This window comes from Alteromonas sp. AMM-1 (genome assembly GCF_047290655.1).
Taxonomy (GTDB): domain Bacteria; phylum Pseudomonadota; class Gammaproteobacteria; order Enterobacterales; family Alteromonadaceae; genus Alteromonas; species Alteromonas mangrovi.
On record NZ_JBLBUE010000001.1, the window covers coordinates 143,865 to 157,557 of the forward strand.

A 13,693-nucleotide genomic window follows, 5' to 3' on the forward strand; every position below is an offset into this window, starting at 1 on the left:
ATTTCACTGATAAACCGCCGTAATTTGATTACAATCAAGAGCAAGAAACAAGTCTAATGTCTGAGAAAAACACGTTTGATTGATCTTGTACCAACACGACATGGCCGCAACATTGTGCTTTACAACCTGCAGGCATGTGAAGAGATGGGGATTTCGCCTCCCGCGCCAGACTGGTTATTCACCACTTACTGGACTCAGCGCACACATAGCGTCCCGGGCAGTGGCCGTGGCGACGCTGTGATGATTGATCAACCGGCGCCCATGGTACTTCGCACCTATTGCAGGGGCGGGTTAATCCGGCATTTTTCCCAGCGCCGGTTTATGTTTACCACGTTGGAGTCTTCACGACCCTTTCGCGAATTACAACTACTGCACTTTATGCGTGAGGCTGGTTTACCGGTCCCCATGGGGCTGGCTGGCCGGGTGAGTCGATTTGGGCTGGCCTATGAGGCTTCGATACTGATGGAGCAAATCCCCCACTGTCAGGAAGTCCACCAGCGTTTGCTTGGTGCACCTCTTGATAATCAGGTATGGCAGAATATTGGCCACGTGATCAGGCGCATGCACGATAAGCAGGTTTACCACCATGACCTGAATATCCACAATATACTGATTGATCAGCACGACAAACTTTGGCTCATCGACTTTGATAAATGCGGTTTAAAAAAGGGCAGCGATTGGAAGCCCGGTAATCTGGACCGTTTACAGCGCTCTTTGCTAAAGGAACAATCGCGAGCGCAGCAACACTATTATTTCAATGACGACAACTGGCAGGCACTCACTGCGGGCTATTTGCAGCCAATTGCAAGTTAGCTCAATACCCGTTAGTGTCAGTCCTTTACCCTATCCACTTTTTTGGTATTTACTATGCAAACCCGAGCTATTTACCCTGGAACCTTTGATCCCATTACCAACGGCCATGCCGACCTGATTGAGCGTGCCGCGCGAATGTTTGACGAAGTGATCGTGGGTATTGCCGCCAATCCCAGTAAACAGCCGTTATTTACGCTGGAAGAGCGGGTGAGCCTGATCACGCAAGTGACAAAGGATTTAGCGAACGTAACTGTGATTGGATTCAGTGGTTTGCTGGCAGAATTTGCTCGTCAGCAGCAGGCAACCATTTTGATTCGGGGATTGCGCGCGGTAGCCGACTTTGAATATGAGTTTCAGTTGGCGAACATGAATCGCCGCTTGAATCCTGATCTGGAAAGCGTGTTTTTAACCCCGGCCGAAGAAAACTCATTTATTTCGTCTACGCTGGTGAAAGAAGTGGCACTTCACCACGGCGACGTTGGCCAGTTTTGCGACCCGGCAGTAAAAGCAGCGCTGGAGAAAAAGCTTCACAAGCGCTAACGTTCGCTAAGACTGACAGTTTGGGCAATAAAATGTGTTGCGTTGCCCTATCACCACACTTTTTATGGGTGTTTCGCAAATAAAGCAGGGATCACCCATCCGCCCATACACATTCAAAGATTGTGCAAAGTACCCCGGCTTACCGTCGCTTTGCGTGAAGTCTTTGAGTGTAGTGCCACCCTGCTCAATGGCTTTTGCCAATACTATCTTGATAGATTCGGTTAGCACTGTGTAGCGTTTTGCACTTACGTTACCGGCTTTGCGTCGTGGATCGATGCGCGACATAAACAAGGCTTCGTTGGCGTAGATGTTTCCCACCCCTACCACCACAGCGTTATCCATGATGAAGTTCTTTATCGCAACCTGCTTGCCTTTTGCCAGGGTGATTAGGCGCTTGGCGTCAAATTCGTCAGTGAGTGGTTCGGGTCCAAGGTTAGCAAATAGCTTACCTGGCGGCTCATGTGGCTCCTGATACAAACAAGCACCAAACCTGCGCGGATCGTTCAGGCGCAAACACACGCCATTGTTCAGCACAATATCAATGTGATCGTGCTTCACGGGTGGTGTGGCAGAAGGCAATACGCGTAGCTTTCCCGACATCCCCAGGTGCAGCACAATCACAGCCTGGTTGGACAGCCGGATCAGTAAGTATTTTGCCCGTCGTTCAACTGAGATAACGTCATTGCCAACGGCATTCTGAATAGTGTCAGGGACCGGCCAGCGCAACCTCGCATCACGAACAATTACCTGGCTGATGGTTTGCCCTTCTAAATGCGGGGCAATGCCCATTCGGGATACTTCGACCTCGGGTAATTCGGGCATTACATTTCCTCCGAATCACCTAACCAGGGTAACAGTGCATTCACCGACACCTGATTAAGCACATACCAGTCGCCATTAAACTGGATCCAGACCTTTTGGGAAGTAGGCACAATTGCGTATACCAAACCCTGCGATGCACCGGCCAACCAGACCACAGTGATCAATGGCTCGGTTTGTAACACGGTTCGCGGAGGTTGTGTGATTTCCATGGTGGCGCTTCGCCACACGTCAATATGTTGTTCAGGGGTGCTGGCAAGAGATTGCCTTACACCGCTCCAGCGCCATTGCTGTCCAACGCGCTCAAGTTTGTAGTTGCCCTGTTCGATTTTCAACACATAGCTGTCTGCGGGAAGTAGCGGCACAGCAGTAGGAACAGGCGCAGAAGGTAAAAAGCTGTTCAGATTAAACAGGAATATCATGCCCAGCATGGCAAAAATCACCACGTTGTTAAATCCACGTTTAGACATTCGGGCCATGTTGACTACCTGTTAATTTGAATTTTTATCACGCAAAAAACCCGGCGCGGGCCGGGTTTTCGTGGAGACAAAAGCAAGTTTTGTTACTTGATTTTGGCCTCTTTAAACATAACGTGCTTACGAACAACTGGATCATACTTTTTGATTTCCATTTTGCCCGGCATGTTACGCTTGTTTTTGTCAGTGGTGTAGAAAAAACCAGTACCAGCTGAAGAAAGTAATTTAATTTTATCACGCATGATTTGGCTTCCTTAGATCTTTTCACCACGGGCACGGATGTCTGCTAATACAGAATCAATGCCTTTTTTATCGATAATACGCATACCTTTTGGAGTAAGGCGTAATTTCACAAAACGGTTTTCGCTTTCAACCCAAAAACGGTGAGTTTGAAGGTTAGGTAAAAAACGACGACGAGTCGCATTGCGAGCGTGTGAGCGGTTGTTACCTACCGCAGGACGCTTACCTGTTACTTGACATACTCTTGACATTATTTGTCTCCAGAACAACGAATTTTGTCGCGTCAGTTGTTTTCGCTCATATTTTTATGGCAACGCAAATGACGATATAACCTTAATAAAGAGGGCGCATTTTATACAGCAAATGCGCGACAAATTCAACTCATAAAGCGAAAAAAGTCGCGCAAACCCGATCACGGCCTGCGTTTGCGGCTGGTATCAGTCAAAAAAGGGCGACCGTTTTTCTGTAGTGCTAATCAGGTTAACCGGGCGATTCAGCATTTGTCCACCATCGCGTGCGATGGGGATCCATGGGAATGTTCCGCGTCCGGTTGCTGGTTTTAACACAAATAAATCAAAGGGCACAGAAATAAAGAACCCTTTGGTAAAACTGCCTTCGCCATATTCTTCAGCCGACACATTGGTGATAGACGCAAACGCCCCTACCACTACGCCGCTGTCGAAGCGCTTGGCAAATTCAATGTTGACCCCTTTGTCGCGTGCCAGGAACTGACCAACGCTCACACGAATGCGCGCATCGGGCAGCACTTCCGGCTGCCAGTAGGCACTGGCAAAACCGGTAAAGGCTTTATAATCCAGTAATCCATATTCATTTTCAAAGTCGCGTTGCTGTACGTAGTTTGCATCAATCCCAAATGCCCAGCGACTGTCGAGCGGCCGGTACATCACCTCGGCGCCCACACCGGCATACATGGTTTCAAGGTAACCGCCATAGCCAGCGTAATACCAGTCTTCGCCGTAAGTGTCGTGCCACGCGCCATACAGCGAGTTCATCGACAACACACCATTAGTAACGTATTCGCGGGTTTGGGTACGTACGCGGGGTAATGCTGAGTCTTCGTTATCTACCTTAAAGTTAAACTTATCGAAGTTCTCCAGCACAGTGGCGCTCACCGTGCCATACACGCCAAAATTGCGGTTAAACTGATAGCCGCCGGTGAACATCAAGCCTGCCTGGTACATGTAAAATGCTTCCGGGTTACCAATAGACTGGGTCCAGAAGAATTCCGCCCCGTACAACAGTCCTGACTCGGTTTTGGGTGTGAAATTAGCCCGCGCCTTGTCGTCAGGAGACTGTCTGTGGTAGGTGGACGGCAGGTCCGTTTCCGGCACTTCATATCTGGCATGCTGCTTAAACTTGTCGGCATCGATTACGGTATCCACCATGAGATGGTTACCTGCGTGCTCTACAATATGGTATTCCTTAATGGAATCGGGCAATTCCGCCGCCAGAATACGCCCCACCCGCTCAGTGGCCTCTTCGTTGTCGCGATAAGAGGTTTGCACACCGTAAATCGTTGCGCTGGTTGCTTCGATGTCCATGTCGTTGGGAACAAACCCGCCCCTGAACACTAAATTTCTGACCAGGCGTTGCTTGTTAATGGATTCCACATCGGCAGCAGGCGTACGGTTGGTAATATCCATGGGCGGACGGTCAACTTTTTGCTGCTTCATGGTGTGCATATTCAATCGATAACTCACCCCAAACCCGACGGTGTTGCCGCGTTGATAGTTCAGCGAGAAATCAAAGCCTTTCCAGCGATACAAGGCGCCAATGTTCCAGCGCGTATCCTGCGGCAGCTCACCAGCGCGATCGTCAACGTAATTATTACCTTCGTATTCTGCTTTCAGGGTAAGCCCGTCTACCGGCGTGCGGTATTCAACCCCACCAAAGAACGCCATAGGACCTTTAAAGAAGTTTTGATAGTCAACCTTACCACCCCGACCAGAAAACCCCGTTGGCCGCTCACAATAGCTTTCACGCAGCTTACAGAAGGGGCTTGTGAGGTCGTCGTGTGTACCCATGTATCCCCAGCCTAAACCTGCGTGGAAATCAAATGGCCCTACCGACTTGCTCATGTTCACAAATTCGCTGTCGAAGAAACCCGTTCCGCCAAAGTCTCTGAAGCCAATCGAAATATCAGGCAAGTAATAGCTTTCTTCCCACAGGCGGAATTTCACATCCAACCCTTTGTCTTTCAGGGTTTGATCGCCGCTAAAGCTGTCTACGTTACTGTATAAGCGCGTGCGGGTATCGGTATAGCGCGCCGTGGCTTCCATCCAGGGGAAAAGCTGCAGGCTCACCGACCAGAAACGGTACTCATTGTTATCGGTATAGTTTAACGACAGCGCGCCTTCGGGCATCATTCTGGCCGTTGGCGTTTGCCATAATCCCACGCCACCTTGCACCATCTGCGATGGCGTAACGCTGTACGGGTTATCTGCGGCCGGTATCTCATCTGCTACCGCCACACCACTCATTAATGCCGTTGCAACGGCAAGTCTTAAGTTTAATGCAGTCAAGAGTTACATCCTGTGTTGTAGCAGTTTGGCAATCTGGTCATTGAGCTGGTCAATGTCGTTGCTGAACAAACCGGTTTGAAGCGGCACAAAAATCACACTGCCCGGCATGGGCTTGTAGTGTGTGTCATTCCAGTAAGCGATCCCCTGTTTTGTCAGCTTGCCATTAGGTTCAATAACATACACATAATCATTGTCTGCGTAGTCGGAAGACTCAACGCTTTCCAGGTAATCACTTACCGTCAACGCATTGTCAAAGGCCAGCGTAACCGATTCTTGTAGCTGACCCATAAGGTCGATACTGGCTACTTGTGGTTTCGCTTTAATGTAATATCGGCCCGACACAAAGCCAGGATTGCGCTTTGGATTTAACCGCGCCTGATCGTAATCGACATCAATATTCAAACGCCGCATTAAATGCCAATTACTGATATCCCTGTACATATTGCTGAGCAAAATGTGACGTTCCGAGCCGGCGGTTTGCTCGCGGATCAGTGCTGCCAACAGATTCATCACGTGTGCACGCTGCGCTTCAGCCTGGGCGCTATCGAGCTCGTAAATACCGGCTCCCGCCCAATAAGCGGCATGCGGATTGGGCAGTTTTTCCAATACGTCAGCCAGTTTTACCGGGTTATCAAAGGTAATAATGGTGTTTTGAGCATTAAAAGATAATTGTGCAGCCACTGCACCGTTAACCATTGCAAGCACCAACATCAGAGCAACGCAATACTTACTCATGTACTTGCTCCTCTTGTGCTTTAAGGTGTCTGGCAATACGACTCACATAGGTGATCACCATTTCGTCGGTAAACGGCGAGGCGCGTTGTTCGCTATAGAACACATAGCCAGATTCAGGCTCCACCAGATAAATATTCTCCCAGGTATACGAAGAATCCCAGTAAGGCGTGGAGGGTTTTATCTGCAGGGTCTCAACCCATTTCTGCAATTGAAATGTGTGCCCGTAAAATTCCATGGTTTCGCTGCCAGAAGCTTCCAGCGTTGCATTCACCGGTAACCCGTATTCGTGATTGGCAATGTCCAGGGTGTATTGCCAGGATGAACTGCTGGGCTTCAACGCTGGCGCAAGATGGTTTTCTGTGAGATTACTGGTTTGAAGTAAATCGTTAGGGAAACCAGACGTTCTAACCAGTTTATCGTGATGAAATACAAACACCGCGTGATCGGCTGATACCCACTTCGCCGTATTGTCTTCTATGTAAGCCAGCGCCAGAAAAACCGCATTTTTATTGCCAAGCTTCAGCTGCAATAAATCGATGTTGCTTTGTTGAATATCAGCCAGACTTTTTTCCGGACCGGAGCGAAACGCCAATCGCAGTGAATCCAGATATAAGCGATGCGTTGAGGAACAACTTGCAAGAAATGTGGCAACCAGGCCGATACACACCAGGTTGCGAAATAATCTAACGGTCATGCTGCAAATTAAGCCTTAGAATAAACAGGTTCCATAGTACACAATAAAAAAGCCGCCCAGAAGGCGGCTTTTTCAAAACCTTTTACGCTTACTGTTCGCCAGGCGCGTAGATATAGGTAACTGTTACAGGCACAGTGATTGTTTGCGTACCAGATACGGTAACTGTGTTTGTTACGGTGGTACCGATACAAACGCCATCAACCAACTCGTCGTCGCCGTTACAATCGCCATCACCGTCACCATCGCCATCACCATCGCCGTCGCCATCTCCATCACCGTCGCCAATGATTGTAGATTTGCCTTTGTTGTTAGCAATGATTGATGCAGCCAGAGAGGTTACAATTGCACCCGCTGCAATAGCAGCAGATACCACGCTACCACTCGCAGCACCAGTAGCACCTGCACCACCAGTACCTTGGTCCTGGGCATAAGTACCAGCTGACAGGATAGTAGACGCACCTATCAACGTAGCAAGTAATGTTTTCTTCATGATTAGTCCTTTCTTTGGATATCCGCCAGTGAGGCATATTAGTGCATTTTGCACAAGATGACTATAGGATAAGAAAAATTAATCAGTCATTAATTGTCCTTGCCCTGAGTCTGAAAACTATCCATGTTTCATGCCAAAAAAGCTGTTTTACAATAAAATCTGGCTAAATTTTCTACAGCAATCCTTGCTGAGCCAGTGAGCTTACCTGATTGTCTGCCACAATAAAATGGTCAAGTACCTGAATATCCACTAAATCCATGGCTTTTTTTACATCACGAGTAAGAGCAATGTCTGCCTGACTGGGAGTGGGGTTACCAGAAGGGTGATTATGTACCAGAATGACCGCGGCGGCGTTATCGGTCAGGGCCTGCTTTACCAGTTCTCTAGGGTATACTGCGGCCGCATTAATCGTACCGGTGAACATCTTGCGAAACGCCAGTAAATGGTGCTGGCTATTGAGCATCATTATGGCAAATACCTCCTGGTTGAGATCGCGCAACTGCGCGCGCAAAAAGAGCTTGGCGTCGTCGGCGCTGTGAAACATTGAACGCTCGTGTAATGGCTCTGCCAGCTGACGACGATTGACTTCCAGCGCCGCCTGAAACTCACAGTATTTAGTGTCGCCGATACCATTTACCTTACACAAATGCGCTTTTGAGGCGGTCATTACACCCCGTAGCGATCCAAATGTCTGCAAAAGGCAACGGGCAATATCCAGTGCCGATAGCCCCTGATTGCCGCTGCGAATGAGAATTGCCAGCAATTCAATATCAGAAAGCTGTGCCACCCCTTGTGCCAATAATTTCTCCCGGGGCCGGGCTTGTTCAGGCAACTTCAGTAATGTCATGAATGGTCCCTGCCAGTGATGAAGTCGATAGCTTAAACAGACAATAAATCGCTGCCTACTGCACTTATGCCGGGTTTTATGCACATTTTTGGCGCACACTCTGGCAAAGTGCACCATGCTGTTGATCTATCGCTACACAGAAAAGTGTGTGCGTGGTAGTCTTTCGGCGTTTATTCAGTCAGGTGAATATATATGTCGTTAGCAGGTAAAAATGTTGTATTGGGTGTTACCGGTGGGATTGCTGCTTACAAAACCCCGGATCTGGTAAGAAAACTCACTGCTCAGGGCGCAAAAGTCAGAGTGGTGTTAACCCAGTCAGCAACACACTTTGTGAGTGAACTGTCGTTACAGGCGGTATCCGGCAATCCGGTGAGTACGGATTTACTTGATCCAACAGCCGAAGCTGCAATGGGCCATATCGAGCTGGCTAAATGGGCAGACATCTTACTGATTGCCCCGGCCACCGCCAATACCATTGCGAAACTGGCAAATGGTATTGCCGACGACTTGCTCACTACACTGTTTCTTGCAACGACCGCGCAGGTTGTTATTGCCCCCGCAATGAACCAGCAAATGTGGAAAGCCATACCAACCCAGACCAATCTTAATCGCATTCAGCACTATGGCGCGTTATTGGTAGGACCCGCTGATGGGGAGCAGGCATGCGGCGATGTTGGGCCAGGGCGTATGCTGGAACCACAGGATATTGTTGAAAGCCTGATAACCTTTGTTAGCCGGGAGCAGCCCCTGACTGGGAAATCCATACTCATCACCGCAGGCCCAACGCGGGAAAGCCTGGATCCGGTGCGATTTATTTCAAACCACAGCTCTGGAAAAATGGGCTTTGCCATTGCCCGGCAAGCCCTTGCTTTGGGCGCGCGGGTAACACTGGTTGCGGGTCCGGTTAATTTGGCAACGCCGCCTGGCGCCAACATCATTAATGTTGAAAGTGCTGAGCAAATGCTTGAAGCCGTGATGGCACATGTGTCTGCCCATGATATTTTTATTGCTACCGCTGCTGTTGCCGATTACAGGGCGTCGGATATTGCAGACAACAAAATAAAGAAGCAAGCCGATACGTTAACACTTACTTTTGTAAAAAACCCTGATATCCTAAAAACGGTTGCCGGATTGCCTAATCCTCCCTTTTGTGTAGGGTTTGCGGCAGAGAGCCAGAATGTTGAAGCTTATGCTCAAAAGAAACTGGCCGATAAAAAACTGGATATGATTGCTGCCAATGATATTACACGGGCAGGACTTGGCTTTAATAGTGACGCAAATGCGCTACAGGTATTTTGGAAAGACGGCAGCATTGAACTACCGCCGCAGCCAAAAACGGAATTGGCGTTGGCATTATTAAAGCTGATTAACGAACGATACCAATTAAAAAACAGTTAATTTTATATTGAACGCATTATTCGGTAAGCCAGAAGGCACGCCGACAATGGAGGAAGCACGCTCATTATGCCTGCCGCAAAAAAAACCAATCGCAGAGCACAAATTCTTCAGGCGTTAGCCGGGATGCTCGAGACCAATCCGGGTGAACGCATTACCACAGCCAAACTGGCAGAAAAAGTAGGCGTGTCAGAAGCGGCTCTTTATCGGCACTTTCCCAGCAAAGCCAGGATGTTTGAGGGCCTGATAGAATTTATTGAGGAAACCCTGTTTTCGCGTATCAACAAAATCATTAATGAAGAAAAGGACTCCGCAGCGCGTTGTCAGTTGATTCTGCATCTGATTTTGGGTTTTGCGGAAAAGAATCCGGGCATTACCCGAATTTTAAATGGCGATGCACTATTGGGTGAGCAAGAGCGCTTGCGCTTGCGGATTGCCAAGCTGTTCGAACGTTTGGAAACACAACTCAAGCAAATTCTACGCGAACGCCGTTTACGTGAAGGTAAGCAGTTGTCTGCCGACGAAGCCTTAATTGCTAACACAATGATTTGCTTTACCGACGGCAGAATTAATCAGTTTATTCGCAGTGGTTTTCAGCGTAAACCTACCGAGCATTTCAACGAGCACTGGGCGTGCTTTAAGCAGTCTTTTTTCATTTAGTTTGATACAGCGGTGTGTTGCACCGCTGCTTGCATTTTTGAAAATTCGCACTACCTTTAGAACGTTTATTCTTTATTGAGCCGGGCGAGCGCATGCCACGACAGTCTTTGTATGATGTAGACACTATCATGGGTGAAGCCATTGATATTTTCCTTGAGCACAGCTATCACGGTGCAGTGATGGAAGAAATTATTGCGCGCACCGAGTTCAACCGCAGAGGGTTTTATCTGGAATTTGGCAGTAAGCAGCAATTTCTGTACGAAACCCTGAAGTTCTATCAGGAAAATAAGCTGGCGCCCATTGTTGCGCAGTTAGAAAACCATCACGGTATTGCCTCTGTTGAAGCCTTTTTTGACGCGTATATTTCCGCCATGTTTGGCCGCGGATGTTTATTGATCAATATGGTTACGGAATTGGGTCATGACGATGACACGATTCGATCGATGGGCCGCCATTACCTTGATCGCTTGCAGCTTGGGTTTATTGGCTGCCTGGAACAAGCTCAGCGCCAGGGAACTGTTAAAGCAGGGATTAACGTGGAGGCTATCGCACTTCAGCTTACCTGCTTTGTTCAGGGCTTTGCCATTAACAGTATTCTGGCCGAATCCAAAGAAGAACTGCACATAGCGACTCACGCGTTGATCAACCCGATTCTGGCGGCATAATCACATCGACCTCCTCTGGTACGCCGGTCAGAAATAGTTATAATTCGCTGTTGGCAGCCTGGCTGCCACGTTCAACATCAATTTCATCCACGTATATCTGTTGTGTAATTAGCGAGAAGTTATGACCGATAAGCAAATTTTGTATCGTATTCAATTTGTTAGTAACGGTGAACGTTATGAGCTGTACGTAAGGGAATTGTCTCAGGGCGGACTGTTTGGCTTTGTGGAAATTGGCGATTTTGTTTGGGACAACCACACCCAGTTAGTCCTTGACCCGTCTCATGAAAAACTCAAGAATGAGTTTGCTGACGTCACTCGTACCTATATTCCAATGCACAATGTGTTACGAATTGATACAGTAAAAAAACAAGGGACTGCCAAAATCACCCAACTATCTGATAAAGTAACTGCATTCCCCAGTCCAATTTATACACCGAAGAAAGACTGACAATATAAACACCAATAAAACAGGATTAAGAAACCGATGGTGATGTTTGCTTTTATAGCTGCGCTGATTTTGTTACTCATTTATTTTGTAATGCGCGTGCAGAATCTGCAAAGAGCGCTAGTGTTATCGCAATCCAATTTAAAAGCCAGTAATCGCCGCATCAATGACTCAACCAGCGGTATGGTTGTTCTGGCTAAACAAATTCAGCTTTTTTTGGTAGAACGTCTTGAATCGTCGCACAAACGCGGCCTGATAGAGACGGGCGCATTTGAAGTATTTCAATTCGTTTTTCACAATATCAGCACCATCGCTGTACTCTGTATGGACAAGGGCATGACTGTTGAAGAAGCGCTGAATTCTGTGTTACACGATTCCGACTTAACCATTGAAGCCGTGCGGGAAAAAGTAAAACTGCAACCCAGTGAAATCCGTGTGGCCTGGAGTCAAAATACGCTGGAAGGTTTTATTATTGCCTGTAAAGGCATGAGCTTTCCCGTAACAAAAACGGAAGCAGCCAGCAATTAGGGATTTTACCCACAACTGAACACCATGAATGCCTCTTGCAGAGGCATTTTTTTGCGCTACAATACTGTATATAAATACAGTAAATTGAATTATGAAAAGCGCAATCCAATCTCTCACCAAACACCCGGATATCTATCTGGGGAACGCAAACTCATCTTCTCATCAAGGGATTGAGCGGCTTCCGCTCGGCATAGAAACACTGGATAGTGCGCTTGCGGGAGGCATTCCCCGTGCTGGTTTGTCGCGCATTCGCTGTGGTGTAGGGAGTGGCGAATTACAGTTATTGCAAGCCATCTTCAACCCGCTTATTCATCAAGGAAAAAAAATACTCTGGATCTACGGGTACTATCGGATTAATCCGGTATGGCTTGCCAGGCAACAACTAATCGAACACAGTTGGCTGATAACACCCTCTACCTCGCAACAAGCATTGTGGGCGTGCGAACAGTGTATTCGCAGTCAGGCCTGCAGTCTGATTGTATATAGTTTCGATACGCTGGATGTCCGAGCTGCACGCAGATTGCAGGTTTTGAGCAAACAATATCAGTGTTTGGTACTGAATGTAGATTATACCCGGCATTCACTCGCTACCTTACCGGTAAATATAGATTGCGAGTTGTATTTGCAGGGAGAGCAATGGTTTATTGACGTACACCGGGTAGTTGGCAGCTGGCCCAAAGCAGGCATCAGGCTTAGCAATCCCTTGCCTGCCAGCAATGAAGCTATTCAATCAGCCATGCGCCAAACAAGTACCCTGCATGAAGCCAGTCTCACCGCCAGTTAGGCAGTACGCGATTATGCAATGGCTTTATGTTGACTTTCCCTTTTTGCAGCTCGATCACTTTATTCATGAGCTTGCTGAAGATAAGCACGCAGCGCTGGTTGTGTTCTGCCCTGTTAACAATGAGATATTACAAGTATCTGGCACAGCTGCCAGTGCAGGCATTCAACGAGGCATGGGCCTGGCTCAGGCAAGTGCTCTGCAAAGCAGCATTCAGCTTTTACCGTATTCATTTGAGTCTGAAAACCGGTTACTCACACTGTTAGCAAGTCAACTTTACCAGATCGCATCAGACATTGTGTTATTAGCGCCTCAGGGGTTAGCCATTAAACTGGACCCTATCATTCATTATTACCAGTCTGTGGGAAATTTCGTGGCGTTGTTTCATCACACGCTTCAACAAACTGGATTGCGATATCACTTTGCCACTGGCCCAACTGTAGAAACCGCACAGGCGCTGGCAAAGGGTAAAGTAGATACAATATATGAAACAAACGCTCAGGCGATTTGCGCATTACAATCGGCCAGTTTGGCCGTAACTGCGCTGTCAGAAAAACACATCACCCAGTTTAACCGTATGGGGATCCGCAGCTTACATGCCGTATTTCAGATACCATTGGAAGAATTAGGCAAGCGTTTCGACAATACGTTAATTAGTTATGTGCTGGCACTGAAAGGAAACAAGCACACTCCACGACCCGTTTTCCATCCCTCACAGCGTTTTCAGTATCAGTGTGAATTACCTTTTGAATTAGAAGACAGTACCAGGTTACTCCGCTTTTTAACTCACCCGGTAGAGCAATGCTGTGCATTTCTGAAAAGCCATAACCTCACCACAGACTCACTCGTGTTAATGTTGCATTTGGCCGATTCTCCTCAGCTACAGATTGATATCCGTTCAGGTGCGCCCCTTCACAATGCTCAGGATTGGTTAAGCTTGCTCTCTTTAAAACTGGAGCAGATAGAACTCACTTCGCCGTTACGGGGGTTTCAGCTTTGCTGCGAGAACACAGTTGTATTTC

At 47.8% G+C, this 13,693-nt stretch carries 18 protein-coding genes; 9 read left to right on the top strand and 9 right to left on the bottom strand.

Features of this window, described 5'->3' with window-relative positions; all coding sequences use genetic code 11:
* Window positions 1-75: 75 nt before the first annotated feature.
* Window positions 76-813, top strand: a complete 738-nt coding sequence (locus ACLR2L_RS00580; RefSeq protein ID WP_413364759.1) for a 3-deoxy-D-manno-octulosonic acid kinase — start codon at window positions 76-78, stop codon at window positions 811-813.
* A gap of 54 nt (window positions 814-867) precedes the next feature.
* On the top strand, window positions 868-1,353 hold the full coding sequence (gene coaD, locus ACLR2L_RS00585) for a pantetheine-phosphate adenylyltransferase (protein ID WP_140960700.1): 486 nt from the start codon (window positions 868-870) through the stop codon (window positions 1,351-1,353).
* 6 nt (window positions 1,354-1,359) lie between these two features.
* Here coaD and mutM read toward each other — a convergent pair whose 3' ends face one another.
* From mutM to radC, 9 genes are all read right to left on the bottom strand, one after another.
* Window positions 1,360-2,175 (bottom strand): bifunctional DNA-formamidopyrimidine glycosylase/DNA-(apurinic or apyrimidinic site) lyase, encoded by an 816-nt coding sequence (gene mutM, locus ACLR2L_RS00590; protein ID WP_413364762.1) that lies wholly within the window; start codon window positions 2,173-2,175, stop codon window positions 1,360-1,362.
* Window positions 2,175-2,651 carry a hypothetical protein gene (locus ACLR2L_RS00595; RefSeq protein WP_140960697.1) on the bottom strand — a complete coding sequence of 159 codons (477 nt, stop codon included), beginning with the start codon at window positions 2,649-2,651 and terminating at the stop codon, window positions 2,175-2,177. The genes mutM and ACLR2L_RS00595 overlap by 1 nt, the downstream gene beginning before the upstream one ends.
* Window positions 2,652-2,734: 83 nt before the next feature.
* The gene (rpmG, locus tag ACLR2L_RS00600; protein ID WP_413364764.1) at window positions 2,735-2,890 is read right to left on the bottom strand and encodes a 50S ribosomal protein L33; all 156 of its coding nucleotides are present in this window, start codon (window positions 2,888-2,890) and stop codon (window positions 2,735-2,737) included.
* Window positions 2,891-2,902: 12 nt separating this feature from the next.
* On the bottom strand, window positions 2,903-3,139 hold the full coding sequence (gene rpmB / locus ACLR2L_RS00605) for a 50S ribosomal protein L28 (protein WP_140960695.1): 237 nt from the start codon (window positions 3,137-3,139) through the stop codon (window positions 2,903-2,905).
* A gap of 186 nt (window positions 3,140-3,325) precedes the next feature.
* Entirely contained in the window at window positions 3,326-5,431 is a 2,106-nt protein-coding gene (locus tag ACLR2L_RS00610; protein ID WP_413364766.1) for a YjbH domain-containing protein, read from the bottom strand.
* 3 nt (window positions 5,432-5,434) lie between these two features.
* Entirely contained in the window at window positions 5,435-6,166 is a 732-nt protein-coding gene (locus ACLR2L_RS00615) for a capsule biosynthesis GfcC family protein (RefSeq protein WP_413364769.1), read from the bottom strand.
* A complete protein-coding gene (locus tag ACLR2L_RS00620) occupies window positions 6,159-6,860 on the bottom strand; it encodes a YjbF family lipoprotein (protein ID WP_413364772.1) in 702 nt (233 codons plus the stop codon). The genes ACLR2L_RS00615 and ACLR2L_RS00620 overlap by 8 nt, the downstream gene beginning before the upstream one ends.
* Before the next feature lie 88 nt (window positions 6,861-6,948).
* The gene (locus ACLR2L_RS00625; protein WP_413364774.1) at window positions 6,949-7,350 is read right to left on the bottom strand and encodes a hypothetical protein; all 402 of its coding nucleotides are present in this window, start codon (window positions 7,348-7,350) and stop codon (window positions 6,949-6,951) included.
* Window positions 7,351-7,522: 172 nt separating this feature from the next.
* On the bottom strand, window positions 7,523-8,197 hold the full coding sequence (gene radC / locus ACLR2L_RS00630; protein ID WP_413364776.1) for a RadC family protein: 675 nt from the start codon (window positions 8,195-8,197) through the stop codon (window positions 7,523-7,525).
* 192 nt (window positions 8,198-8,389) lie between these two features.
* Between radC and coaBC the strand changes: the two genes are divergently transcribed.
* From coaBC to ACLR2L_RS00665, 7 genes are all read left to right on the top strand, one after another.
* Window positions 8,390-9,595 carry a bifunctional phosphopantothenoylcysteine decarboxylase/phosphopantothenate--cysteine ligase CoaBC gene (coaBC, locus tag ACLR2L_RS00635; protein ID WP_413364778.1) on the top strand — a complete coding sequence of 402 codons (1,206 nt, stop codon included), beginning with the start codon at window positions 8,390-8,392 and terminating at the stop codon, window positions 9,593-9,595.
* 66 nt (window positions 9,596-9,661) lie between these two features.
* Entirely contained in the window at window positions 9,662-10,252 is a 591-nt protein-coding gene (gene slmA, locus ACLR2L_RS00640) for a nucleoid occlusion factor SlmA (protein WP_140960684.1), read from the top strand.
* A gap of 92 nt (window positions 10,253-10,344) precedes the next feature.
* Window positions 10,345-10,917 carry a TetR/AcrR family transcriptional regulator gene (locus ACLR2L_RS00645; RefSeq protein WP_140960682.1) on the top strand — a complete coding sequence of 191 codons (573 nt, stop codon included), beginning with the start codon at window positions 10,345-10,347 and terminating at the stop codon, window positions 10,915-10,917.
* A gap of 121 nt (window positions 10,918-11,038) precedes the next feature.
* Entirely contained in the window at window positions 11,039-11,365 is a 327-nt protein-coding gene (locus tag ACLR2L_RS00650) for a DUF1820 family protein (protein ID WP_140960680.1), read from the top strand.
* A gap of 36 nt (window positions 11,366-11,401) precedes the next feature.
* Window positions 11,402-11,890: a hypothetical protein gene (locus ACLR2L_RS00655; protein ID WP_140960678.1), complete on the top strand. Its 489-nt coding sequence runs from the start codon at window positions 11,402-11,404 to the stop codon at window positions 11,888-11,890.
* A gap of 91 nt (window positions 11,891-11,981) precedes the next feature.
* Window positions 11,982-12,674 (top strand): hypothetical protein, encoded by a 693-nt coding sequence (locus tag ACLR2L_RS00660; protein ID WP_413364782.1) that lies wholly within the window; start codon window positions 11,982-11,984, stop codon window positions 12,672-12,674.
* The coding region (locus ACLR2L_RS00665; protein ID WP_413364785.1) for a Y-family DNA polymerase at window positions 12,649-13,693 on the top strand (1,045 nt) is incomplete at its 3' end. The genes ACLR2L_RS00660 and ACLR2L_RS00665, both read left to right, overlap by 26 nt.